This window comes from Streptomyces sp. NPDC048192, from assembly GCF_043202415.1.
GTDB lineage: Bacteria > Actinomycetota > Actinomycetes > Streptomycetales > Streptomycetaceae > Streptomyces.
Genome location: NZ_JBIDAL010000019.1, coordinates 126,962 through 151,710, shown reverse-complemented (window position 1 = coordinate 151,710; position 24,749 = coordinate 126,962). Strand labels below are relative to the sequence as shown.

At 71.6% G+C, this 24,749-nt stretch carries 18 protein-coding genes and 1 riboswitch; of the genes, 9 read left to right on the top strand and 9 right to left on the bottom strand.

Annotated features, from left to right (window positions below; all coding sequences use genetic code 11):
* Window positions 1-60: 60 nt before the first annotated feature.
* On the bottom strand, window positions 61-1,275 hold the full coding sequence (locus tag ACGFZN_RS33600; protein ID WP_393862236.1) for an outer membrane lipoprotein carrier protein LolA: 1,215 nt from the start codon (window positions 1,273-1,275) through the stop codon (window positions 61-63).
* Between the two features lie 366 nt (window positions 1,276-1,641).
* The gene (locus ACGFZN_RS33595) at window positions 1,642-2,652 is read right to left on the bottom strand and encodes a polyprenyl synthetase family protein (protein ID WP_393862235.1); all 1,011 of its coding nucleotides are present in this window, start codon (window positions 2,650-2,652) and stop codon (window positions 1,642-1,644) included.
* 581 nt (window positions 2,653-3,233) lie between these two features.
* Window positions 3,234-3,440, top strand: a riboswitch (cyclic di-AMP (ydaO/yuaA leader).
* Between the two features lie 2 nt (window positions 3,441-3,442).
* On the opposite strand from ACGFZN_RS33595, the gene ACGFZN_RS33590 reads away from it, so the two are divergent.
* Window positions 3,443-3,931, top strand: a complete 489-nt coding sequence (locus tag ACGFZN_RS33590; RefSeq protein ID WP_393862234.1) for a transglycosylase SLT domain-containing protein — start codon at window positions 3,443-3,445, stop codon at window positions 3,929-3,931.
* A gap of 272 nt (window positions 3,932-4,203) precedes the next feature.
* Here ACGFZN_RS33590 and ACGFZN_RS33585 read toward each other — a convergent pair whose 3' ends face one another.
* The 3 genes from ACGFZN_RS33585 to ACGFZN_RS33575 all read right to left on the bottom strand — a co-directional run bounded on the left by ACGFZN_RS33585 (window position 4,204) and on the right by ACGFZN_RS33575 (window position 7,678).
* Window positions 4,204-5,016, bottom strand: a complete 813-nt coding sequence (locus ACGFZN_RS33585) for an HAD family hydrolase (protein WP_393862233.1) — start codon at window positions 5,014-5,016, stop codon at window positions 4,204-4,206.
* 169 nt (window positions 5,017-5,185) lie between these two features.
* Window positions 5,186-6,388 (bottom strand): FAD-dependent oxidoreductase, encoded by a 1,203-nt coding sequence (locus tag ACGFZN_RS33580; protein ID WP_393862232.1) that lies wholly within the window; start codon window positions 6,386-6,388, stop codon window positions 5,186-5,188.
* Window positions 6,389-6,433: 45 nt separating this feature from the next.
* Window positions 6,434-7,678 (bottom strand): ATP-grasp domain-containing protein, encoded by a 1,245-nt coding sequence (locus ACGFZN_RS33575; RefSeq protein WP_393862251.1) that lies wholly within the window; start codon window positions 7,676-7,678, stop codon window positions 6,434-6,436.
* Window positions 7,679-7,994: 316 nt separating this feature from the next.
* Between ACGFZN_RS33575 and fahA the strand changes: the two genes are divergently transcribed.
* The 8 genes from fahA (at window position 7,995) to ACGFZN_RS33535 (ending at window position 17,392) form a co-directional block, all read left to right on the top strand.
* A complete protein-coding gene (gene fahA / locus ACGFZN_RS33570) occupies window positions 7,995-9,212 on the top strand; it encodes a fumarylacetoacetase (RefSeq protein ID WP_393862231.1) in 1,218 nt (405 codons plus the stop codon).
* A 217-nt stretch (window positions 9,213-9,429) separates the two neighbouring features.
* Window positions 9,430-10,368, top strand: a complete 939-nt coding sequence (locus ACGFZN_RS33565; RefSeq protein WP_393862230.1) for a M56 family metallopeptidase — start codon at window positions 9,430-9,432, stop codon at window positions 10,366-10,368.
* 133 nt (window positions 10,369-10,501) lie between these two features.
* On the top strand, window positions 10,502-11,290 hold the full coding sequence (locus ACGFZN_RS33560) for a GntR family transcriptional regulator (protein ID WP_393862229.1): 789 nt from the start codon (window positions 10,502-10,504) through the stop codon (window positions 11,288-11,290).
* Between the two features lie 47 nt (window positions 11,291-11,337).
* On the top strand, window positions 11,338-11,565 hold the full coding sequence (locus ACGFZN_RS33555) for a ferredoxin family protein (protein WP_067119265.1): 228 nt from the start codon (window positions 11,338-11,340) through the stop codon (window positions 11,563-11,565).
* Window positions 11,566-11,579: 14 nt separating this feature from the next.
* On the top strand, window positions 11,580-12,923 hold the full coding sequence (locus tag ACGFZN_RS33550; protein WP_393862228.1) for an ABC transporter substrate-binding protein: 1,344 nt from the start codon (window positions 11,580-11,582) through the stop codon (window positions 12,921-12,923).
* Window positions 12,920-13,840: an ABC transporter permease gene (locus ACGFZN_RS33545; protein WP_393862227.1), complete on the top strand. Its 921-nt coding sequence runs from the start codon at window positions 12,920-12,922 to the stop codon at window positions 13,838-13,840. The genes ACGFZN_RS33550 and ACGFZN_RS33545 overlap by 4 nt, the downstream gene beginning before the upstream one ends.
* Window positions 13,824-14,615 carry an ABC transporter ATP-binding protein gene (locus tag ACGFZN_RS33540; RefSeq protein ID WP_393862226.1) on the top strand — a complete coding sequence of 264 codons (792 nt, stop codon included), beginning with the start codon at window positions 13,824-13,826 and terminating at the stop codon, window positions 14,613-14,615. The genes ACGFZN_RS33545 and ACGFZN_RS33540 overlap by 17 nt, the downstream gene beginning before the upstream one ends.
* Before the next feature lie 11 nt (window positions 14,616-14,626).
* Window positions 14,627-17,392, top strand: a complete 2,766-nt coding sequence (locus ACGFZN_RS33535; protein ID WP_393862225.1) for a fumarate reductase/succinate dehydrogenase flavoprotein subunit — start codon at window positions 14,627-14,629, stop codon at window positions 17,390-17,392.
* A 30-nt stretch (window positions 17,393-17,422) separates the two neighbouring features.
* Here ACGFZN_RS33535 and recQ read toward each other — a convergent pair whose 3' ends face one another.
* The 4 genes from recQ to nuoL form a co-directional block, all read right to left on the bottom strand.
* Window positions 17,423-19,402 (bottom strand): DNA helicase RecQ, encoded by a 1,980-nt coding sequence (gene recQ / locus ACGFZN_RS33530; RefSeq protein WP_393862224.1) that lies wholly within the window; start codon window positions 19,400-19,402, stop codon window positions 17,423-17,425.
* Between the two features lie 169 nt (window positions 19,403-19,571).
* Window positions 19,572-21,221, bottom strand: a complete 1,650-nt coding sequence (gene nuoN / locus ACGFZN_RS33525; RefSeq protein WP_393862223.1) for an NADH-quinone oxidoreductase subunit NuoN — start codon at window positions 21,219-21,221, stop codon at window positions 19,572-19,574.
* Entirely contained in the window at window positions 21,218-22,789 is a 1,572-nt protein-coding gene (locus ACGFZN_RS33520; protein ID WP_393862222.1) for an NADH-quinone oxidoreductase subunit M, read from the bottom strand. The genes nuoN and ACGFZN_RS33520 overlap by 4 nt, the downstream gene beginning before the upstream one ends.
* 5 nt (window positions 22,790-22,794) lie before the next feature.
* Window positions 22,795-24,741: an NADH-quinone oxidoreductase subunit L gene (nuoL, locus tag ACGFZN_RS33515; protein WP_393862221.1), complete on the bottom strand. Its 1,947-nt coding sequence runs from the start codon at window positions 24,739-24,741 to the stop codon at window positions 22,795-22,797.
* Between the last annotated feature and the right edge of the window lie 8 nt (window positions 24,742-24,749).

Below are 24,749 nucleotides of genomic sequence, written 5' to 3'. Positions count from 1 at the left end.
TCGGTGCGTGCTCCTCTGAAGGGTCAACGCACGATCACGGTCCGTAGTGCCCGCAGCGGGTCACTTTCCCGCGTCGGCCGCCTTCACCAGGGCGTCCTTGGTCACCGCGCCGACGTACACCTTGCCGTCGTCGGTGATCAGGGCGTTGACCAGACGGGTGGAGAAGAAGGTGCCCTTGCCGAACTTGCCCGACACCTTGTCGCCCAGCGAGCCGAGGAAGCCGCCGAGGTCACCGGCCTTGGAGCCGGTCGGCAGACCGCCCTTGGCGCCGGTGTCGAAGGTGGCGATGGACGTCCAGCCCTTGCCGAGGACGTCGGAGCCGTTCATGCCCTTGCCGAAGCCCTCGCCGGTCGCCCGCTCGTGCTTGCCCGGCGCCGAGTCCTGCTTCTGCTCCGTCACCTTCGCGCCCTTGGGCGGGGTGAAGTCGAAGGTGGAGGCGGCCGGCTCGGCGAAGGAGACCTGCGCGAAGCCCACGTCGAGGACGGCGGCGCCGCCGCTCTTCGGGGTCAGCGTGAACTTCAGCGGCATGCCCGTCTTCGCGTCCACGGCGATACTGATCGCGCCGACCGTGGTGCCGGACTGGCGGGGCTTGACCAGCAGCTTGTAGGCGTCGCGGCCGGCGACCCGCTCGGTGCCGTCGACGGTGACGGACGTGGTGTCGTCCACCGACTTCAGCGCCTGGTCGGCGAAGTCCTTCGGGGTGGCCGGGGGCTCGGCCCGGTGCTCCTTGCCGGAGCCGGCCGAGGTGCCGTGGTAGACCTCGTTGCTCTTGCTGTCGTAGCCCCACACGTTCTTGCCGTTGTGGATGAGGCTGTACTCGGAGCCGCTCTCCAGCAGCGACAGCTTCTGCTTCTCCGGGCCGTCGGCGGCGACGCGCAGGGTGTGCGTGCCGGAGACCAGTTCGGTGAGCTTGGACTGCGGGTCGGCGGAGGAGCCGTCGCCGGAGCCCTTGGCGGCGCCGGAGGCCAGGCTGTTCTCCAGGCCGCCGAGGTCGGGCAGTCCGAGGTCGGTGTCGATCCGCACGGTCCCGGACATCTGCTGGACGTCCGACTTGGCGATCTTCTCGATGAGCTGCTGGGCGGTGATCCTGGGCAGGTCGGGGTCACCGGAGGCGGCGAGCGCCGGGACCAGACCGATCGTGGCCGCAGCCACGCCCACCACCGCGACCGGGACCGCGTAGCGGGCGGCCTTGCGGCGGCCGGCGTGCGCTTCCTCGTCCCGCGTGGCGTCCACTCGTGCGGCGTCCACTGCGTCGTCGGATTCGTACGGTGCCATCTCTGCCTTACCTCCGTCGTCGGCGGCGGCTGTCCTCACGCTGGTCCACCTGAGCCGCCATTCTCACCCGAATCGGTGAGGAGTGGTGATTTCCGTGGTTTCCATCTCACCAAATCGGCCTTGAGGAAGCGTCAGACCTCGGAGCCAACTCCGCGTACTCCTGCGGTATGACACGCAGGGCACCCGGATCCGCCGACCCGTAGGGGTCTCACCGGAACGGAGGGGGCCGTACGGGCGGGAGGGCCGTACGCGATGCCGTGCACGCACGCGCGCGTGGCCGTACGAGGGGCACGGCCGTACACGAGGGTGCATGGCCGCCGACGGCCTGCGTGGTGCGCGTCGGCGGAGGGGTGTGGGCGGTCCGGGTCAGCCGGCGCGGTGGACGACCGCGTCGCACAGCTCCAGCAGCGCCGCCTTGGCGTCGCACTCCCGCAGCGGGGCGAGCGCGGAGCGGGCCTCCTCCGCGTACCGGACGGTGTCCCGGCGGGCCTGCTCCAGCGCCGGGTGGGCGCGCAGCGCGGCCAGCGCCTCGGCGTGCCGGGCGTCGTCGCTGAGGTCGGAGTCCAGCAGCTCGCACAGGGCGACGTCCTCGGGCAGCCGCAGGCGGGCGGCGCGCTCGCGCAGCCGGAGCACGGGCAGCGTGGGGATGCCCTCGCGCAGGTCGGTGCCCGGGGTCTTGCCGGACTCGTGCGAGTCGGAGGCGATGTCCAGGACGTCGTCGGCGAGCTGGAAGGCGACCCCGAGCCGCTCGCCGTACTGGGTGAGCACGTCGACCACCGTCTCGTCGGCGCCCGACATCATCGCGCCGAACCGGCAGGACACGGCCACCAGCGAGCCCGTCTTGCCGGCGAGCACGTCCAGGTAGTGCTCGACCGGGTCGCGGCCGTCGGAGGGGCCGGCGGTCTCCAGGATCTGGCCGGTGACCAGCCGTTCGAACGCCAGGGCCTGCACGCGGACCGCCTCGGGGCCGAGGTCGGCGAGGATCTGGGAGGCGCGGGCGAAGAGGAAGTCGCCGGTGAGGACCGCGACGGAGTTGCCCCAGCGGGTGTTGGCGCTGTCGACGCCGCGCCGGACGGCCGCCTCGTCCATGACGTCGTCGTGGTACAGCGTGGCCAGGTGGGTCAGCTCCACGACCACGGCCGACGGCACGACGCCCGGCGCGTAGGGGTCGCCGAACTGGGCCGCGAGCATCACGAGCAGCGGCCGGAACCGCTTCCCGCCGGCCCGTACGAGGTGCTGCGCGGCCTCCGTGATGAACGGGACCTCGCTCTTGGTGGCCTCGAGCAAGCCTTCCTCGACAGCCGCCAATCCGGCCTGGACATCGGCTTCGAGAGCCTGGTCCCGCACGCTCAGCCCGAACGGCCCGACGACGGTCACGAGGGGTCTCCTGTCTGCTGGTGTCTGCTGGCGATTACACGGTTTGTCGATAGGTCGCTGCCATCACTCAAGTCAGCGTATCCGGTCCCTGTTCGATCACCGATAGCGCCCACCGGTCCAGCCCGGGTGCTATCGGATCATGACCGGTATGTTTTCGATCAAGTGGTAAAAACGGACATTCATCGACTTAACAGGAACCCACCCGCTTTGTCGCGAACGACAGGCGGACGGAGCGACCCCGTGCACCCTCCTCCACGCCGCGGCGATCACCCACGCCCTCGGCGGCCACCGCGATCACCACGACAACGACGGGCACCATGCCACGGGTTCCGCCGCTCAGCCGATGCACGCAAATCCCCCATATCGTATTTGACATACTTTGTTATTACGTGAGTTGGGTCACGCGCCGTCTCTCCCGCAGGAACCCGCCGCGCCCTTCTCTCGCCTTGCCCGGCAGGGCAGTTGAGGCTTGGCGGCCGCAAAGGATCAAGTGCCACATATGGCATTGACCAAGGTCAAATGGGGCGTTGTGTGACGCAGATACTTGTTCCCGGCGTGTGCTCTCGCATACCTTCCCGGCCGTCGGGCGGACGCCGAATCCTGCCGCCGCCCGCTCACCCATCCACGGACCATTCGTACGGCAGGAGCGGGGGACCCAGGTAAGTCGCCGGACCGGTCGGCACCGCACCGGTACGGCTAGGGGTGAAGCCGTGTCTCTTCCGGGCACGGCCGGGCACCTCCCCGCCCGAACCCGACAGCTCACCTCGCAGGCGTAGGAGAGGAACGTCCCATGCCTGCAGCCGCTCGGCACCGCCGACCCCGCAACAGCCGCCTCGCCCGCGTCCTCGCCGCCGTGGGCACCGGCGCCGCCGTACTCGCCCTGCCGCTCATCGGCGCCACCAGCGCCTCCGCGGCCACCACGAGCGGCACCACGACCCCCGCCACCCCCGGCGGGTTCCAGGGCAACCTGGACGGCTGGATCCGCCAGTCGCTCGCGATCATGTCCCAGAAGGGCATCCCCGGCACCTACGACGGGATTTACCGCAACGTCATGCGGGAGTCCTCCGGCAACCCGAACGCCGTCAACCTGTGGGACTCCAACGCCGCCGCGGGCATCCCGTCCAAGGGTCTGCTCCAGGTGATCGACCCCACGTTCAAGGCGTACCACGTGGCCGGCACCTCCTTCAGCCCCTACGACCCGGTCGCCAACATCACCGCGGCCTGCAACTACGCAGCCGCGCGCTACGGGTCGATCGACAACGTCAACAGCGCCTACTGACGCCCCCTCCCAATCCACAGCCATGGGCCGCCCCCTGAACGGTCCCGCGACCCGGCCGCCGCCGGTGCCGCGGGCCGCCCCGGCCCCGGCCGCCCGGCACGTTTCCCGCACCTGACGGACGGGAGCCTGCCGGGCGGCCGCAGGGCATCCGGCGGGCGTGCGCACGTCCACGCGCGTGCGCGCGCGTGCACGGGAGCCGCACCCAACCGGTGCCGGCCTCCTCAGGACGGCCGCGTCCCGTTGTGCCGGCCGGCCGGTCCGGCACGCGAGGGTCAGGGGTCCGGAAACAGCCGTTCGAGGGCGACGGCGACGCCGTCGTCCTCGTTCGACAGGGTGATCTCGTCGGCCACGGCCTTGAGTTCGGGATGCGCGTTGGCCATGGCGATCCCGCGCCCCGCCCAGTCGAACATCGGGATGTCGTTGGGCATGTCGCCGAACGCCAGCGCCTCCCCCGCAGCGATCCCGAGCCGCTCGGCGGCCAGCGCGAGACCGGTCGCCTTGGTCACCCCGGACGGCTGCAGCTCCACGGTCCCCGGCCCCGACATGGTGACCGTGGCGAGCGAGCCCACCACCGCGCGCGCCACCGCCGCCAACTCGTCGTCCGACAGGGCGGCGTGGCGCAGCAGCACCTTGCTGATCGGCGCGCACCACAGGTCGTCGCGCCGGCCGACCCGCACCGCCGGCAGGGTCGGGTGCGGCATCCGGTACCCGGGCTCGATGAGCGTGAGCCCCTCCACGCCGTCCTGGTCGACGGCCGCGAAGACCTGCCCCACCTCGGCCTCGATCTTGCCGAGCGCCGTCTCGGCGAGCTCCCGGTCCAGCCGGACCGACCACAGCAGCCGGCCGCTCCCGGCGTCGTAGACCTGTGCGCCCTGCCCGCACACCGCGAGCCCCGTGCAGCCGAGGCGCGCGAGCAGGGGCCGTACCCGCGGGGCCGGGCGGCCCGTGACCACCAGGTGCCGGGCGCCGGCCCGCGCCACCCGCGCGAGCGCGGCGAACGACCGGTCGGAGACGGTGTCGTCGCCGCGCAGCAGCGTCCCGTCCAGGTCGGTGGCGATCAGTGCATATGCGGGGGAGGCTGCCATGATCAGAGAATACGGATACCGCGCCTCCTCGACTCACCATGCCGTCCTGCGCACTTACGTGCTGATCGGCCCCAAGTGCCGCCCGCCGGCTTCCCGATGACCGGGCCCCCGCGGGAACCGGACGCGGGCCGGTGGCGTGACGCGTCCGGTTCCGGGTGCCGCGCCCGTGTCAGCCGTGGGCCGCCGCGAGGTGTTTCGCCAGGCGCGGGGAGGCGAACTCCGTGCCGCAGACGAAACGCATCACCGGGCCGTACGACGACGCCGCCGGCAGGCCGGTGAAGTACAGGCCGGGGACGGACGACACGAAGCCGGCGCCGAGCCTGGGGGCGCCGCGGCTCACCGCGAGCCGGGTGCGCAGTCCGTGGCCGAGGAAGTCCATCGCCGCGATGTCGACGCGGTAGCCGGTGGCGGCGATGACGTGGTCGGCGGTGAGCCGCTCGGTGCGGCCGCCGTGGGTGCGGACGGTCAGGACCGGCCTGCCGTCCGACGCCTCCGCGGCCACGACCCGCGCCACCTCCTGCACCTGTACGGCGCTCTCGAAGCGCTCGCGCAGCCACCAGGCGCCGAGCGGGCCGAGAACCCGGCGGACCAGGAAGTGCCGGGCGGGCTCGGGCAGATAGCGGTAGGGGTGCGGGTAGTAGCTGAGCGCCCACAGCGACCAGGCGCGGCCGAACGGGGACTCGGGCCGCAGCTTCGGCTGCTTCCAGGGTGGGGCGCCGAAGGCGACCCGGCCACGGCCGCGCGCGACGACACGCACGCGTGCCCCCGCTTCGGCCGCGAGCGCCGCCGTCTCCAGCGCGGACTGGCCGGCGCCGATCACGATCAGCTCCTTGCGGGCGAAACGGCCCAGGTCGTGATGCTGGGAACTGTGGGAGACCGCAGCGGTGGGCGCCGGTCCCTCGGCCGCGGCACCCACGAGCTCCGCCGGCAGATGTGCCAGGCCCGACAGCCCGGTGGCGACGACGACCGCGCGCGCGGTGAACATCTCACCCGAGTCCAGTTTCAGTTCGAAGCCGCCGCTGTTGTCGCGGTCCACCGAGACGACCCGCACCCGTTCCAGGCCGGGCACCAGCTTCTGCTGGAACCACTCGCCGTAGCCGATGAACGTCTCCACCGGGATGATGTCCTCGTCGGTGACCAGGCGGCGGATCCCGGCCGCGCCGCAGTAGTCGGCGAGGGCGTGTCCGGGCTGCGGGCAGTCGAAGTCGGAGGCGGCGGGCGTGGACTTCAGGAGCATGCCCTCGGGCATGTGGTCGCGCCAGCTGACCATGGGGTCGCCGAAGACACGGACGGGAATGCCGCGCGCCCGCAGATGGGCGGCGGTGGACAGGCCGAACGGCCCGGCCCCGATCACTGCAACCGGTCGAGTCACGAAGTCCCTCCCCAGGACACGGTGTGCCACGCGCGGTGGCGTTGCCTACTTCGTGGAGGTGCCGCTGCCGCGGCGGTTGGTCCGCCACAGCTGGTACAGGTGCTTCGCGCCCGGGCGCACGAAGCGGGCGAGCATCGTGAGGAACGGCAGCGGGTCGTCACCCGCGAACCAGGCCAGCTCCGTCCCGCTCGCCCTCGCCGGCGCGTGCGGCGTCGTATAGCCGCTGCGGCGGTAGGCGAGGAGGGCGGGCAGGTCGATGTTCTCCACGACGTAGCGGTGGCCGGCCCGCTGTTCCCCCTCCGGAACGGGGCGGCCGGTCAGGTTCAGATGCATCGCACGTACGACGTCCACGCCCGACCCGTTCTCGAACAGCCGGAACTGGGCGCCCATGCGCGGGTTGAAGTCGAGGAGCTTGTACTGTCCGTCGCGCCGGTCGAAGCGCAGGTCGAGGTCGATGATGCCGCTGTAGCCGATCTGTTTGATGAAACGCGCGGCGAGGTCGGCGAGTTCCGGGTTGTCGACGACGTACGCGTTGGCCGTCATGCCCGCGTGCGGTGGCCACGAGCGCACCTTGACGCCGGTGAACAGCGCGAGCGGGCTGGAGTCCTGGCCGAAGCAGGCGTGCACGATCCAGTCCTCGGCCTCCTCGCGCGGCAGGTACTCCTGGAGGATCACGCCGGGGCTGTCGCCCCAGTCGCGCGCGAGGGAGAGCAGCCCCGCGCGTGTGGCGATCTTCGTGGTGCCGTTGACGGCGGGCCTGCTGCGCCGGACGAACGCCTCCCGGTTCTTGGCCACCACCGGGAAGCGGGCCGTGTCGGCGAAGGCGACGATGTCCTCGTAGGACTCCGGGAACGCCGACGCGGGGCTGGCCAGGCCGTGCTCCACGCACAGTTCGTGCAGGCCCTGCTTGCTGGCGAGCCGGCGCGGCAGCCCGGGATCGACGCGCGAGAACAGAAAGGAACCGGCCAGCTCGTCCTGGTGCTCGGCGATCAGTACGGCGGCCTCCTCGTCCGTGGGGACGAGGACGGCGGGGCGGCCGATGCGGCGGCCGATGCGCAGCAGCCCCTCGACCAGGTGTGCGGGGTCCTCCGCGCCGGTCGTCGGCCACACGAAGGCCTTCTTCAGATAGCGCGATGAGGCCGCGGGCGTGTACGCGTCCTCTGTGATGGCGTACATGGGCACACCGAGCCGGCCCAGGCTGCGGATGGCGCCGACGCCGCCGTGGTGCAGCGGATAGTCGCCGAACTTGACGATCAGTCCCGGCACGTCCCGGTCCGCCTCGAATGGCACACCGACGGTGTCTCCGGCCACGGGTCCCCCCACGTGTCCCCCCAATGGAACGGACCCACCCCGTCCGTGTCCCCAAAGGACGCTAAGCCGGAATTGCCGCCTCCGACAAGGCCTATTCGGACATTGCGAACTCTTTAGGCGGGGTGCGGGCAACCTTTCGAAGGCCCCTCGACCCGTACCTTTCGGGCACTTCCCGGACACTCCTCGGAGCACGGCATGGGGCTCTGCCCAAGACACGCATCACAGCCGTAACGTGTGGCCCGACCACATGGAACGATCGCCATGCACGGCCCGGATGAGAGTGAGGCAGCACCCCATGCCCCCCTTCGACGTCCCCGAGGGCGACCCCTTCGGCCCGCACAACCTTCCCTATGGCGTGTTCTCGCCCTCCGGCAGCACGGAGCGCAGGGTCGGTGTCCGGCTCGGGGACCAGGTCCTCGACGCGGGCGCCGCAGCAGCCGCCCTCGGCTCCCCGCACCACTCGCTGCTGGCGCGGCCCACTCTCAACGCGCTGCTGGCCGCCGGCCGCCCGGCCTGGTCCGAGGTACGGCGCGCGATCACGGACTGGGTCACCGACCCCGCGCACCGCGAGGCCGTCGAGCCGCTGTTCCACCCCCTGTCCGAGGTGACCCTGCACCTGCCCTTCGAGGTGGCGGACTACGTCGACTTCTACGCCTCGGAGAACCACGCCCGCAACGTCGGCCGCATCTTCCGCCCCGACGCCGAGGACTCCCTCACCCCCAACTGGAAGCACCTCCCGATCGGTTACCACGGCCGCTCCGGCACGGTCGTCGTGTCGGGCACGGACGTCGTACGGCCCTCCGGGCAGCGCAAGGCCCCCACCGACCCGGCACCCGTCTTCGGCCCGTCCATCCGGCTGGACATCGAGGCCGAGGTCGGCTTCGTCGTGGGCGTGCCCTCCGCGCTGGGCGACCCGGTGCCACTGGACCGCTTCCGCGACCACGTCTTCGGGCTGTGCCTGCTCAACGACTGGTCCGCACGCGACATCCAGGCCTGGGAGTACGTCCCCCTCGGCCCCTTCCTCGGCAAGTCCTTCGCGACCTCCGTGTCGGCGTGGATCACCCCGCTGGAAGCGCTGGAGCACGCGCGCGTGGCGCCCCCGCAGCGCACGCACCCACTGCTGCCCTACCTGGACGACTCCGCGCCCGGCGTCGAACCCGGCGGCTACGACCTGCGGATCTCCATCGCCGTCAACGGGCACGTGGTCTCCGAGCCGCCGTTCTCCACCATGTACTGGACCGCCGCCCAGCAACTCGCCCACATGACCGTGAACGGCGCCTCGCTGCGCACCGGCGACCTGTACGGCTCCGGCACGGTCAGCGGCCCCGAGGAGCGCCAGCGCGGCTCGCTGCTGGAACTGACCTGGAACGGCCGGGACCCGCTCGATCTCCCGGGCGGCAAACGCGCCTTCCTGGAGGACGGCGACGTGGTGACCCTCTCGGCCTGGGCCCCTGGCGCCAACGGTCTCCGTGTCGGCCTGGGAGAGGTCAGCGGGCGGATCGTGGCGGGCTGACGGCCGGCGGCGCGGCCTGAGCACGGGCGCCGGCGTCCTGGTGATCCCGTCACGGCAGGGTGGCCGGTGGCACAGAACGGATCGTTTCCGAGACCTGACTCCGGCCGCCCCTCACCGTCATACTGGGCGGGCACGCACCACGCGACGCGCCCTCGCGCGCATCGCTCCGCACCACCCGACACCCGACAACTCTCCGATCAGGAACCGGAGCCCCGGCATGACCGTCTGCCTGCTCCTGCTGAGCGTCGTCGCCCTCACGGCCGCCCTGCCGGCGCCGCGCGCGCTGACTCGCGCCGCATGGCCCGAGCGGGAACCGGTGGTCGCGTTGTGGGTGTGGCAGTGCCTGGTCGCCACCGTCCTGCTGTGCTGCCTGGCCGCACTGGTGCTGGGCACGGCGGCCGTCTTCCACACCGTCCGCGACCGGGTGTTCGCCCCCGCGCCGCCCTCCGTCACCGCTGCCTACGACCTCTCCTCCACCCCGGTGTGGGCCACCGCCCTCACCATGCTGCTGGCGTGCGGGGCAGCCTGGACGACGGCGATGCTGGCCCGGGAACTGGTGGAGGCCCGCCGCAGCCGCGGCCAGGCCCGTGCGCAGCTCCGGGAGCGCGCCCCCGATCTGCCGGCCGGGCTTCCGGCGGCGCGCGGCCCGATGCTGGTGCTGGAGGACGAGTACCCGGACGCCTGGTGGATGCCGGGGCACCCGCCGCAGCTGGTGGTGACGACCGGAGCGCTCCAACGCCTCACCGATCACCAGCTGGATGCCGTCCTCACCCACGAACGCGGGCACGCGCGTGCCCATCACGACTGGCTGCTGCACCTGTCCACCGCGCTCGCCACGGGCTTCCCGCGCGTGCCGCTGTTCGCGCACTTCTGCGACCAGACGCACCGCCTGGTCGAGCTGGCCGCCGACGACACCGCGTCCCGGCGCTGCGGGCACCTCACCACGGCCCTCGCCCTGATCGAGCTGAACCAGCACCGGGGCGTGCTGTCCTGCGCCTCCAGCCGGCGCCTCCTCGGCGAACGCGTGGACCGCCTGCTGGAGCCGCCGCCCCGGCTGCTGCGCCGGCACCGGGCCCTGACGACGACGGTGGCCGCGCTGGTGCCCCTGCTGCCCCTGCTGATCACGTTCGCCCCGGGCCTGACGGCACTGTCCTGACCGGCCCGCCGGGTGGCGCATCTCCCCGACGGAACGGAAGGACGCGCAGCTCAGCGCCATATCCCACGGTCCCTCAGGCGGCGCAACACAGCAGCAACACCACTTTCCCTACCGCGTCGGTATGGTTCCAGCCATGCCAGCCACCGACCGTCCCCGCGACCATGCCGGTCAGGGCGCAGCGACCACCGTCGCCGCCCACCGCACGCGTCGCCGGCTGCGTGCGGACCGGGCCCGGCAACTCGCCGATCTGCTGCGCCACCAGATCCTCACCGGCGCCTTCCACGGCGGCCCCCTCCCCCACGAGTCGACCCTCGCCGCCGACTACCGCGCCTCCCGCAACACCGTCCGCCAATCCCTGGACCTGCTGCGGGCCGAAGGCCTCGTGGAACGGCTGCCCGGCGTCGGCACCGTGGTCGTCGCCCGCAAATACCCGCACGGGCTCGACCGTCTGATGGGCCTCGCGGAAACCCTCCGCGAACACGGCCGCGTCACCAACGAGGTCCGCACCATGGGCCCCGCCCCCGCACCCGCCCCGGTGGCCGACCGCCTCCGCGTCCCCGCCGGCGCCGACGTCCTCTACATCGAACGCCTGCGCCGCCTGAACGGCCTGCCCCTCTCCCTCGACCTCACCTACATCCCGCTCGACCTCGGCACCGCCCTGCTCGGCGCCGACCTGGAGAACACCGATGTCTTCCGCCTCCTGGAAGCCATCACCGGCCGGCCTCTCGGCCACGCCGAGATCACCCTGGAGGCGGTGACGGCGGACGCGCACTCCGCCGCCGTGCTCCAGGCCCCGCGCGGCGCCGCCGTACTCATGCTGGAACGCCTCACCCACCTCGCCGACGGCCGCCCCGTCGACCTGGAGTTCATCCGCTTCCGCGGCGACCGCATCACCATGAGCGGCCTGCTCCACCGGTCGTAGCACACCCGCCGCACTCACCCCTGCCTGCACGTTTCCTGGAGACAGCCATGCCCTTGGCGCCCCAGCGGGCCGACGTGCCCGTGACCATCGACGAGTCGAAGTGCATCGACGGCTGCACCCTCTGCGTGGACATGTGCCCGCTGGACTCCCTCGCCATCGACGAGACCAGCGGCAAGGCGTACATGCACGTCGACGAGTGCTGGTACTGCGGCCCGTGCGCGGCCCGCTGCCCCACCGGAGCCGTCACCGTCAACATGCCCTACCTGCTCCGGTGAGAGGTACAACCACCATGAAACGAACGGCAGTTGCCGCATCCGCCGTCGCACTTCTGCTTCCCCTCTCCGCCTGCGGTGGTAGCGCCGAGGCGGGCAGTGGCTCCACGGTCACCGTGACCGTCGGCTACCAGTCCAAGACGATCAACACCGTGACCGCAGGCACCCTGCTGCGCAGCCTCGGCTCCTTCGAGAAGCAGCTCGACTCCCTGCACGACGGGCACACCTACAAGGTCGACTGGCAGGACTACGCCACCGGCGCCCCGATCACCGCCCAGATGACCGCCGGAAAGATCGACATCGGTTCGATGGGCGACTTCCCGTTGCTGCTCAACGCGGCCCGCGGAAAGCAGCTCGGACGGCCCACCCGCCTGGTGTCGGTCTCCGGCTACAACCTGCGCGGCGGTCTCAACACGGTCGTCACCGCGCCGGGCTCCAAGCTCACCACCCTGCAGGACCTGAAGGGCAAGAAGGTCTCCACGAGCGTCGGATCCGCCGCCGACGGCACTCTCGTACGGGCCCTGCAGCGCGCCGGCATCGACCCGGACAGGGGCATCTCCAAGCTCAACCAGCAGCCCGCCGTGGGCGCCTCGGCGCTCTCCTCGGGCGGCGTGGACGCCCTGTCGCAGTTCGTGGCGTGGCCGGGCCTGCTCGCCTACCAGGGCAAGGCGAAGGCCCTGTACGACGGCGCCGAGCTGAACCTGCCCACCTTCCACGGTGTCACCGCCCGCGAGGACTTCGCCCAGCACCATCCGGCGGTCCTGGAAGCCTTCCTGAAGGCACAGGCGGAGGCGACGGACTACCTCAACGCCCATCCCGTGGCCGCCGCCGAGAAGGTCGCCAAGGCCACCGGGCTGCCCGCCGAGGTCGTCTACCTCTACAACGGCGCCCACGGCATCGCCACCTTCGACCCGGCCGTCAAACCGCAGCTCGTCTCCGCGCTGAAGCAGGACGTGTCCGTGCTGAAGGCCGCCAAGCTGACCGGCGACATCGACGTGGACTCCTTCGTCGACGACCAGTACGTCAAGAAGGCCCTCGGCGCTTCCTACTCCCGGCGGCTCGCCGCCGGACCCTCGCCGGCCGCCGGCGAGGTGTGGCCCAAAGGCAGTGAGAGGACCGTCTCCTTCAAGTCGCCCGGCGAACTGCTGACCTACGTGGCCGCCCACCAGAGCGGCATCCGCGCCGCCTACGTCCCGGACGCCACGACCGGCACCCTCTGGTTCGCCGACAAGGCGGTGTGGGTGGCCGACGGCGACCGGCTGCTGCCGTTCGTCGCCCCGTCCACGGCTCAGGCGTACGTCACCACCCACGGCGGTGCCCGCACGGTGTCGTACCGCGAGGCCCTGGAGCGTGCCTCATGATCCGGCACCCCTTGGCGCGGTACGCGCTCCGCACGGTCTCCCTCGCCGCTCTTCTCGGGCTGTGGCAGGTGCTGACCAGTCTGAACGTCGACCTGTGGCTGCGCTTCTCGCAGTTCCCGACGGTCGCCGACGTGGCCCGCGCCTTCGCCGGCCGGCTCTCCGGCGGCGACTACTGGACCGATCTCACGGACAGCCTCACCCGGATCCTCACGGGCTTCGCGCTGGCCGCCGTCCTCGGCGTGACCACCGGCGTGCTGGTGGCCCGCTCGCGCCTGGCCGAGGATCTGCTCGGACCGGTCCTGGAGGTGATCCGCCCGATCCCGGCGATCGCCCTCGTCCCCGTCGCGATCCTGCTGTTCCCCTCGAACGAGCAGGGCATCGTCTTCATCACCTGCACCGCCGCCTTCTTCCCCGTCCTGGTCTCCACCCGGCACGCGGTCCGCGCGCTGCCGCCCGTCTGGGAGGAAGCGGTGCGCACCATGGGCGGCGGCCGGCTGCGGATCCTGGGTGCGGTCGTGCTGCCGGGTGCGCTGCCCGGCATCTTCGGCGGGCTGTCGGTCGGCATCGGCGTGTCGTGGATCTGCGTGATCTCCGCCGAGATGATCTCCGGCCAGTACGGGGTCGGCTACCGCACCTGGCAGGACTACACGGTGGTGGACTACCCGGGCGTCTTCGTCGGCATGGTCACCATCGGCGTCCTCGGCTGGGTCACCTCCACGGCCGTGGAACTCCTCGGACGGCGCCTGACCCACTGGCTGCCCCGCGCCTCGTACGTTCCCGCAGGCCGCAGCCGCGCGCCCCGCCCCGTCACAGCCCCCGTCCCCACCGGCCGCGAGCCCGATCCCGAGCACCAGACCCAGCGCGAGCAGCAGGGCGAGAAGGACACCGAGGAGGCCCGTGATGAGCACCTCGTCTGAGACCGTGACCGCTCCCGTCGCGCCGGTTTCCGGACCGGCCGTGCGCGGCACCCGGCTCACCTTCCGGGGCGCCGTGCTCGGCCGCCCGGGCGCGCCGGTGCTGTACGACGTCGGCCTGGACGTCGCCCCCGGCGAGATCCTCACGGTCGTCGGCCCTTCCGGCTGCGGCAAGTCCACGCTGTTGCGCACGCTCGCCGGGCTGCTGTCTCCGCTGGGCGGCACGGTGGAGGCGGACGGCGTCCCGTTGGCCGGGCCGTCGGCCGACCGGGCGCTGGTCTTCCAGGAGGACGCGCTGCTGCCCTGGCGTACCTTGCGCGGGAACGTCGAACTGCCGCTCGCCATCAGCGGCGTGTCGCGCGCGGAACGGCGTTCGCGCGCCGAGTCGTGGCTCGAGCGGGTCGGACTCAGCCTGCACGCGGGGCAGTTGCCACACCGGGTGTCCGGCGGGCAGCGCCAGCGCGCCCAGTTGGCCCGCGCTCTGGCGGACAGTCCGCGTGCCCTCCTGATGGACGAGCCTTTCGGCGCCCTGGACGCCCAGACCCGTTCGGGCATGCAGGACCTGCTGGTCGAGGTGTTGCGCGGCACCGGTGCGACCGTCGTCTTCGTCACGCACGACGTGGACGAGGCCCTCTTCCTCGGTGACCGTGTGGCCCTGCTCGGCTCCGGCCGGGTGGCCGCCGTACGGGACGTCCCCGGGCCGCGCGACCGCGGCGCCGTGGACGATCCGGCCCGCGCGGCCCTGCGTCGCGACATCCTTTCCTCGCTCGGCTCCTGAAAGGCACCCCGGTGACCACCCCCGCGTCCGCTTCCCTGGAGATTCCCGCCGTCACCGACGCCGAGGAGCTGACCTGTGACGTCCTCGTCGTCGGCGGCGGCACCGCCGGCACCATGGCCGCGCTGACCGCCGCCGAGCGCGGCGCGAGCGTCCTGCTGCTGGAGAAAGCCCACGTCCGCCACTCCGGCGCGCTCGCCATGGGCATGGACGGCGTCAACAACGCGGTCGTTCCCGGCCGCGCCGAACCCGACGACTACGTCGCCGAGATCACCCGCGCCAACGATGGCATCGTCGACCAGTCCACGGTCCGGCAGACCGCGACCCGCGGGTTCGCGATGGTCCAGCGGCTGGAGTCGTACGGGATCAAGTTCGAGAAGGACGAGCACGGAGAGTACGCGGTGCGCCAGGTGCATCGCTCCGGCTCGTACGTACTGCCGATGCCAGAGGGCAAGGACGTCAAAAAGGTCCTGTACCGGCAGCTGCGGCGGCGCGAGATGCGGGAGCGGATCCGGATCGAGAACCGGGTGATGCCGGTCCGGGTCCTGACCGCCGGGGGACGGGCCGTGGGCGTCGCCGGCTTCCACACCCGGACCGGCGCCTTCGTCACCGTCCGCGCGGGCGCCGTGATCCTCGCGACCGGCGCCTGCGGCCGGCTCGGTCTGCCCGCCTCCGGCTACCTCTACGGCACCTACGAGAACCCCACCAACGCCGGTGACGGGTACGCGATGGCCTACCACGCGGGCGCCGAGCTGACCGGCATCGAGTGCTTCCAGATCAACCCGCTGATCAAGGACTACAACGGCCCGGCCTGCGCGTACGTCGCCAACCCTTTCGGCGGCTACCAGGTCAACCGGCGCGGTGAGCGTTTCGTCGACTCCGACTACTGGTCGGGGCAGATGATGGCCGAGTTCGCCGCCGAGGTCGCCAGTGACCGCGGCCCGGTCTACCTCAAGCTCAGCCACCTCCCCGAGGAGTCGATCTCCGCGCTGGAGTCGATCCTGCACTCCACCGAGCGGCCCACCCGCGGCACCTTCCACGCCGGCCGCGGGTACGACTACCGCACCCATGACGTCGAGATGCACATCTCCGAGATCGGTCTGTGCGGCGGCCACTCCGCCTCCGGTGTCCGCGTCGACGACCATGCCCGTACGACCGTCCCCCGTCTGTACGCCGCCGGCGACCTCGCCTGCGTCCCGCACAACTACATGATCGGCGCCTTCGTCTTCGGCGACCTCGCGGGCGCGGACGCCGCGCAGTACACCGCGTACGAGGGGGAGCTTCCCGCCGACCAGGTGGCCGAGGCGCACGAGCTGATCTACCGCCCGCTGCGCAACCCGGACGGCCCGCCGCAGCCCCAGGTCGAGTACAAGCTGCGCCGTTTCGTGAACGACTACGTGGCACCGCCGAAGTCCGGCGCCCGGCTCTCGCACGCCCTGGAGGCCTTCGAGCGGATGCGTGCCGACATCGCCGCCATGGGCGCCCGCACCCCGCACGAGCTGATGCGCTGCGCCGAGGTGACGTTCATCCGGGATTGCGCCGAGATGGCCGCCCGTGCCTCTCTCGCCCGCACCGAGTCCCGCTGGGGCCTCTACCACGACCGTCTCGACCATCCCGGCCGGGACGACGTGTCCTGGTTCCACCATCTCGATCTGCACAAGTCCCCCTCTGGTGCGATGGAGTTCACGGCTCGTCCCGTGGCTCCGTATCTGGTCCCGGTCGAGGAGTTCACGCCGGTCGGCGGTCCTTCCCGGCGGCTGGGCGAGGTCCGTGCCGAGGACGTGGCCACGGCCGGGCCGCGCGAGGCGGCGCCGGTCGCCGGCGGGCCGGTGTCCGTGCGCGCCACCGCAGCGGCCGGCCGGGCCGGTACGCCGGGCACCGCCTCGCCCCGGCTCCTGGAACTGCTGGAGCTGGCCGAGGCGGAACCCGAACTCACCTTGGTGGAGCCGTACTTGGCCGACGCCGATCCGGCCGTCCGCCGTACGGCGGTCTCGGTCCTCACCGAGACCGTGCCGCCGGGCACCGGACAGGCCCTGGCCGGTGCCCTCCTCGACTCCGACGCCGAGGTTCGCGCGACCGCCGCGGCCGCGTTGCGGGAGCTGGTCGAGACCCTGCCGCCGGAACCCGCCCTGGGCACCGCCCTGACCGAGGCCCTCCCTGCGGCCGACCCCGTGGTCCGGGCCGCCGCCCTCGATGTGCTGCGCGCGCTGCGGCTCGGCGGGGCCGGGGTGTTCGCGGCGGCGCTGGACGACCCCGACGTCGCTGTCCGCACCGAGGCCGTACGGGCGCTGGTCTCGGTCGATGCGGTACGGCTCCTCGCGCGTGCCGCGGACGATCCCGCCCGGGAGGTCCGGGTCGCGGTGGCCAAGGCCCTGGCTGCCGTCGGCACCGGGTCCCTGGCCCCTGCGGACCGTGACCTGCCGGCGGCCACCCTGGGCCGGCTCGCCGCGGACGGTGATCCGCTGGTGCGCGGCGCCGCGTTCGCCGCGCTGGCCGGTACCGGCTGCCCGGCGCCGCTCGCCGAGCGTGCCGTGGCCGCGCTGTCCGACCCTGCGTGGCAGGTCCGCGCGGGCGCCGCCACCGCCTTGTCGGTCGCCTCCGCCGAGACCGCGGTCCCCGCCCTCGCCAAGGCTCTGGCCGACTCGAACGCCGACGTCCGCAAGGCGGCGGTGCTGGCGCTGACCCGGCACCGGGCCGCCGAGGAGGCGCGTGCGGCGCTCGCCACGGCCACGGCCGACTCGGACGCGGACGTCAGGGCCTACGCGGCGCGGGGTGTGTGACCGCTCCCCGCATCTCCTCGGACGGGTCGGCTATATCCAGTCGTCCGGCTCCGGCTCCTGGTCGGGCTCCGGCCAGCCGGCGGCCGGGGCGTCGGCGGCGGATGGGGCGGGGTCGTCCAGGGAGGCCAGCACGGCCAGCAGGCCTTCTCCGTAGGTCGCCAGCTTCTTCTCGCCGACACCGCTGACCGTGCCCAGCTCGCGCACCGAGGCGGGCCGGCGGCTGACGATCTCGCGCAGGGTGGCGTCGTGGAAGATGACGTACGCCGGTACGCCCTGCTCGCGGGCCTGTTCGGCGCGCCAGGCGCGCAGCGCCTCGAAGGCGGGCAGCAGTTCCTCGGGCAGGTCCGCTGCGGCCGCCTTGGCCTTGCGGTCGCCGGACGCGCCGGCCTGCCGCGACCGGGAGGCGGCCGGTTTCTCCGGCTCCTTGCGCAGCGGCACCTCGCGCTCGCCGCGCAGCACCGAGCCGCTCGCCTCGGTGAGGACCAGGGTGCCGTACTCCCCCTCGACGGCGAGCAGGCCCTGGGCGAGCAACTGCCGGATCGCGCCGCGCCACTCGGCCTCGGTGAGGTCCTGGCCGATGCCGAAGACGGACAGCTGGTCGTGGTCGAACTGGATGACCTTGCCGGTGCGCTTGCCGAGCAGGATGTCGACGATCTGCCCGGCGCCGAACTTCTGCCCGCGCTCGCGCTGGAGCCGCACCACGGTCGACAGCACTTTCTGCGCGGCGACCGTGCCGTCCCAGGTCTCCGGCGGGGTGAGGCAGGTGTCGCAGTTGCCGCAGGCCGCCGCGTCGGGGTCCTGACCGAAGTAGGCGAGCAGCTGGCCGCGGCGGCACTGGGCCGTCTCGCACAGGGCGAGCATGGCGTCGAGGTGGGCGGAGGCCCGGCGGCGGAACGCCTCGTCACCATCACCGGACTGGATCAGCTTGCGCTGCTGTACGACGTCGTTCAGGCCGTACGCCATCCAGGCCGTGGACGGCAGTCCGTCGCGGCCGGCGCGGCCGGTCTCCTGGTAGTAGCCCTCGATCGACTTGGGCAGGTCCAGGTGGGCGACGAAGCGGACGTCCGGCTTGTCGATGCCCATGCCGAAGGCGATGGTCGCCACCACGACCAGGCCGTCCTCGCGCAGGAACCGGGACTGGTGCGCGGCGCGCGTGCCCGCGTCCAGGCCCGCGTGATAGGGCACGGCCTCGATGCCGTTGGCTGTCAGGAACTCCGCCGTGCGCTCGACCGAATTGCGTGACAGGCAGTAGACGATGCCGGCGTCGCCGGGATGCTCCTGGCGGAGGAAGGCCAGGAGCTGCTTCCTGGGGTCGGCCTTGGGCACGATCCGGTACTGGATGTTGGGCCGGTCGAAGCTGGCGACGAAGTGGCGGGCCGTCGGCAGGTTGAGCCGCTGGGTGATCTCCTGGTGGGTGGCGCGGGTGGCCGTGGCCGTGAGGGCGATCCGCGGAACGTCCGGCCAGCGCTCGCCGAGGAGGGACAGGGTCAGGTAGTCGGGGCGGAAGTCGTGGCCCCACTGGGACACGCAGTGCGCCTCGTCGATCGCGAAGACGGAGATCTTGCCGCGCGAGAGCAGGTCGCGCGTGGCGTCCAGGCGCAGCCGCTCGGGCGCCAGGTACAGCAGGTCCAGCTCGCCGGCGAGGAACTCGGCCTCGACCATGCGCCGCTCGTCGAAGTCCTGCGTCGAGTTGATGAAGCCGGCGCGCACGCCGAGGGCGCGCAGGGCGTCCACCTGGTCCTGCATGAGAGCGATCAGCGGGGAGATCACCACGCCGGTGCCGGGTCTGACCAGGGCCGGGATCTGGTAGCACAGCGACTTGCCGCCGCCGGTGGGCATGAGGACGACGGCGTCGCCGCCCGCCACCACATGCTCGATGACGGCTTCCTGCTCGCCCCGGAAGGCGTCGTATCCGAAGACCCGGTGCAGCGTGGCCAGCGTCTCGCTGCCGGCCGTGTCCGGCCCCTCGGTCACCTGTGGCATCTCGCTGATCCCGCCCGTCGCACCCATCGTCCTGTCCCCCGCCGGTCCCCCGTGTGTCGTATCTCGACCGCTGCCTCCACCATAGGGGCCCGGACCGACAGCCCCGCAGTTATCCACAGGCTCACGGATCCGCTGCGGGCAGCGCGACGGCCCGGCACCCCCCGAAAGTGCCGGGCCGTCGTGCCGCCGGGAAGTGTCAGCGCACGAACACTCCCGCCTGGCTCGCCAGGTCCAGGAAGTACTGCGGGGCCACGCCGAGCACCAGTGTCACCGCGACGCCGACGGCGATCGCCATCATGGTCAGCGGGGACGGGACGGCGACGGTCGGGCCTTCCGGCCTGGGCTCACTGAAGAACATCAGCACGATCACACGGATGTAGAAGAACGCGGCGATCGCCGAGGAGATCACACCGATCACGACCAGCGGGGCCGCGCCGCCGTCCGCCGCCGCCTTGAACACGGCGAACTTCCCCGCGAAACCGGAGGTCAGCGGGATGCCGGCGAAGGCGAGGAGGAACACGGCGAAGACCGCCGCGACCAGCGGGGAGCGGCGGCCCAGGCCGGCCCACTTCGACAGGTGGGTGGCCTCGCCGCCCGCGTCGCGCACCAGCGTGACCACGGCGAACGCGCCGATCGTCACGAAGGAGTAGCCGGCCAGGTAGAAGAGGACCGAGGAGACGCCGTCCTTCGAGGTGGCGATGACACCCGCGAGGATGAATCCGGCGTGCGCGATGGACGAGTACGCCAGCAGCCGCTTGATGTCGGTCTGAGTGATCGCGACGATCGCGCCGCCGAGCATGGTGATGATCGCCACCGCCCACATGACCGGCCGCCAGTCCCAGCGCATCCCGGGCAGGACGACGTACAGCAGGCGCAGCAGCGCACCGAACGCGGCCACCTTCGTCGCCGCCGCCATGAAGCCGGTGACGGGCGTCGGCGCGCCCTGGTAGACGTCCGGCGTCCACATGTGGAACGGCACGGCGCCCACCTTGAACAGCAGGCCCATCACGATCAGGGCGCTGCCGAGCAGCAGCAGCGCGTCGTTGCCCATGGTGCCCGCGAGCGCCGGGTCGACGTTGGTGACCGTGCCGTCGACGACCTGGGCGATGCGCGCGTACGACACGGAGCCCGCGTAGCCGTACAGCAGGGCGATGCCGAACAGGGTGAAAGCGGAGGCGAAGGCGCCGAGCAGGAAGTACTTGACTGCGGCTTCCTGCGACATCAGCCGCTTGCGGCGGGCCAGCGCGCACAGCAGGTACAGCGGCAGGGAGAAGACCTCCAGGGCCACGAACAGGGTCAGCAGGTCGTTTGCCGAGGGGAACACCAGCATGCCGGAGATGGCGAAGAGGAGCAGCGGGAAGGCCTCGGTGGTGGTGAAACCGGCCTTCACCGCGGCCTTCTCGCTGTCGCTGCCGGGCACGGAGGCGGCCTGCGCGGCGAAGGAGTCGACGCGATTGCCGTGCGCGGCCGGGTCCAGGCGGCGCTCGGCGAAGGTGAACAGGCCGACGAGTCCGGCCAGCAGGATCGTGCCCTGCAGGAACAGGGACGGGCCGTCGACCGCGATCGCCCCCATGGCCGCGATGTGCGCCTTGGTGGTGCCGTAGCCGTCGGCGGCCAGCGCGACCACCGCGGCGAACGCGGCGCACAGCGCGACGACGGACACGAACACCTGGGCGTAGTAGCGGGACCTGCGCGGGACGAACGCCTCGATCAGCACCCCGACCAGGGCCGCGCCGACGACGATCAAGGTCGGCGACAACTGTCCGTATTCGATCTTGGGTGCCGGGATCTTCGTGATCGGGTCGGCCGCGGTTGTCCACAGGCTGTGGACGGCTGTTGCGCTCACTTGGCCGCCTCCACCGAGGGCTTGGGGTCGGTCTTGTGTACGTCGGACATGGTCTGCTTGACCGCCGGGTTGACGATGTCCGTGACGGGCTTCGGATAGACGCCCAGGAAGATCAGCAGGACGATCAGCGGGGCGACGACCAACAGTTCCCGCACCCGCAGGTCGGGCATCGCCGACACCTCGGGTTTCACCGGGCCCGTCATCGTCCGCTGGTACAGCACGAGGGTGTAGAGGGCGGCGAGAACGATGCCGAAGGTGGCGATGATGCCGATCACCGGGTGGCGCGTGAAGGTGCCGACCAGGACCAGGAACTCGCTCACGAACGGGGCGAGTCCGGGCAGCGAGAGGGTCGCGAGGCCGCCGATCAGGAAGGTGCCGGCGAGCACCGGGGCGACCTTCTGCACGCCTCCGTAGTCGGCGATGAGCCGCGAGCCGCGCCGGGAGATCAGGAAGCCGGCGACCAGCATCAGCGCGGCCGTGGAGATGCCGTGGTTGACCATGTAGAGGGTCGCGCCGGACTGGCCCTGGCTGGTCATCGCGAAGATGCCCATGATGATGAAGCCGAAGTGCGAGATCGACGCGTAGGCGACCAGGCGCTTGATGTCCCGCTGGCCGACGGCGAGCAGTGCGCCGTAGACGATGCTGATCAGGGCGAGGACGAGGATGACTGGCGTCGCCCACTTGCTGGCCTGCGGGAACAGCTGGAGGCAGAAGCGGAGCATCGCGAAGGTGCCCACCTTGTCGACGACCGCGGTGATGAGGACGGCGACCGGGGCGGTGGACTCCTGCATGGCGTTGGGCAGCCAGGTGTGCAGCGGCCACAGCGGCGCCTTCACCGCGAACGCGAAGAAGAAGCCGAGGAACAGCCAGCGTTCGGTGTTCGTGGCCATGTGCAGCGAGCCGTTGGCGCGGGCCTGCGCGATCTCCTGGAGGCTGAAGTTCCCGGCGACCACGTAGAGGCCGATCACCGCGGCCAGCATGATCAGTCCGCCGACCAGGTTGTAGAGGAGGAACTTCACCGCCGCGTACGACCGCTGGGTCGAGGCCGCTGCCTCGCCCTGCGCGTGGGCGCGGTCTCCGAAGCCGCCGATGAGGAAGTACATCGGGATGAGCATGGCTTCGAAGAAGATGTAGAACAGGAAGACGTCGGTGGACTCGAAGGAGATGAGCACCATCGCCTCGACGGCGAGGATCAGGGCGAAGAAGCCCTGGGTGGGCCGCCAGCGGCGGCTGCCCGTCTCCAGCGGGTCGGCGTCATGCCAGCCCGCGAGGATGATGAACGGGATCAGCACGGCCGTCAGGGCGATCAACGCCACCGCGATGCCGTCGACGCCCAGTTCGTAGCGCACGCCGAAGTTCTTGATCCAGGCGTGGGACTCGGTGAGCTGGTAGCGGGAGCCGCCCGGGTCGAAACGGACCAGGACGACGATCGCCAGGGCGAGCGTGGCGAGCGAGACGAGCAGCGCCAGCCACTTCGCGGCGGTGCGCCGCGCGGCCGGTACGGCGGCCGTGGCGACGGCCCCTACGGCCGGGAGCGCCGCCGTCGCTGTCAGCAGAGGAAAGGACATCGGTATCAGACCGCCCTCATCAGCAGGGTGGCGGCGACCAGGAGTGCCGCACCGCCGAACATCGAGACCGCGTAGGAGCGGGCGAAGCCGTTCTGGATCCGGCGCAGCCGGCCGGACAGGCCGCCGAAGCCGGCCGCCGTGCCGTTGACGACGCCGTCGACCAGGGAGTGGTCGACGTACACCAGGGAGCGCGTGAGGTGTTCGCCGCCGCGCACCAGGACCACGTGGTTGAAGTCGTCCTGGAGCAGGTCGCGGCGGGCCGCCCGGGTGAGGAGCGAGCCGCGCGGGGCGACGGCGGGCACCGGCTTGCGGCCGTACTGGGCCCAGGCGATGCCGACGCCGATGACCAGGCAGACCATGGTCGCGGCGGTGACCGTCGCGGCGCCGACCGGGGAGTGGCCCTCGCTGTGTCCGGTGACCGGTTCCAGCCACTTGAGGAAGCGGTCGCCGATGCTGAAGAAGCCACCGCCGAAGACCGAGCCGACGGCCAGCACGATCATCGGGATCGTCATGACCTTCGGGGACTCGTGCGGGTGCGGCTCGGCGTGCTCGCCGTGGTGCTCGGCGGCGGGCTCCGCGCTCGGGGCCTCAGGGGAGCGGGTGGGCTGGTTCTTCCAGCGCTCCTCTCCGAAGAACGTCATCAGCATCACGCGCGTCATGTAGAAGGCGGTGATGGCCGCGCCCAGCAGGGCCGCGCCGCCGAGGATCCAGCCCTCGGTGCCGCCCTTGGCGAAGGCCGCCTCGATGATCTTGTCCTTGGAGAAGAAGCCGGACAGGCCCGGGAAGCCGATGATGGCGAGGTAGCCGAGGCCGAAGGTGATGAAGGTGACCGGCATGTACTTGCGCAGGCCGCCGTACTTGCGCATGTCGACCTCGTCGTTCATGCCGTGCATGACGGAGCCGGCGCCGAGGAACAGGCCGGCCTTGAAGAAGCCGTGCGTCACCAGGTGCATGATCGCGAAGACGTAGCCGATGGGGCCGAGGCCCGCGGCGAGCACCATGTAGCCGATCTGCGACATGGTCGAACCGGCCAGCGCCTTCTTGATGTCGTCCTTGGCGCAACCGACGATCGCACCGAACAGGAGCGTGACCGCGCCGACCACGGTGACGGCGAGCTGTGCGTCGGGGGCGGCGTTGAAGATGGCTCCGGAGCGGACGATCAGGTACACGCCCGCGGTCACCATCGTCGCGGCGTGGATCAGGGCCGAGACGGGGGTCGGGCCCTCCATGGCGTCGCCGAGCCAGGACTGCAGCGGCACCTGGGCGGACTTGCCGCAGGCGGCGAGCAGCAGCATCAGGCCGATGGCGGTGAGCCTGCCCTCGGAGGTGTCACCGGTGTGGCTGAGGACCGGGCCGAAGGCGAAGCTGCCGAAGGTGGTGAACATCAGCATGACCGCGATCGACAGGCCCATGTCGCCGACGCGGTTGACCAGGAAGGCCTTCTTCGCGGCCGTCGCCGCGCTGGGCTTGTGCTGCCAGAAGCCGATCAGCAGGTAGGAGGCGAGACCGACGCCCTCCCAGCCGACGTACAGCAGCAGGTAGTTGTCGGCGAGGACGAGCAGCAGCATCGCCGCGAGGAACAGGTTCAGGTAGCCGAAGAAGCGGCGGCGCCGCTCGTCGTGCTCCATGTACCCGACCGAGTACAGGTGGATCAGCGAGCCGACGCCCGTGATGAGCAGGACGAACGTCATCGACAGCTGGTCCAGGCGGAAGGTGACGTCCGCCTGGAAGCCGGCCACCGGGACCCAGCTGAACAGGTGCTGCGTCAGCGTCCGGTTGTCGGCCGCCTTGCCCAGCAGATCGGCGAAGAGGGCGATGCCGAAGGCGAAGGAGACGAACGACAGCAGCGTGCCGATCCAGTGGCCGACGGCGTCCAGCCGCCGGCCGCCGACCAGGAGGACGGCCGCTCCGAGCAGGGGCGCCGCGATGAGCAGCGCGATCAGGTTCTCCACGATTCTTC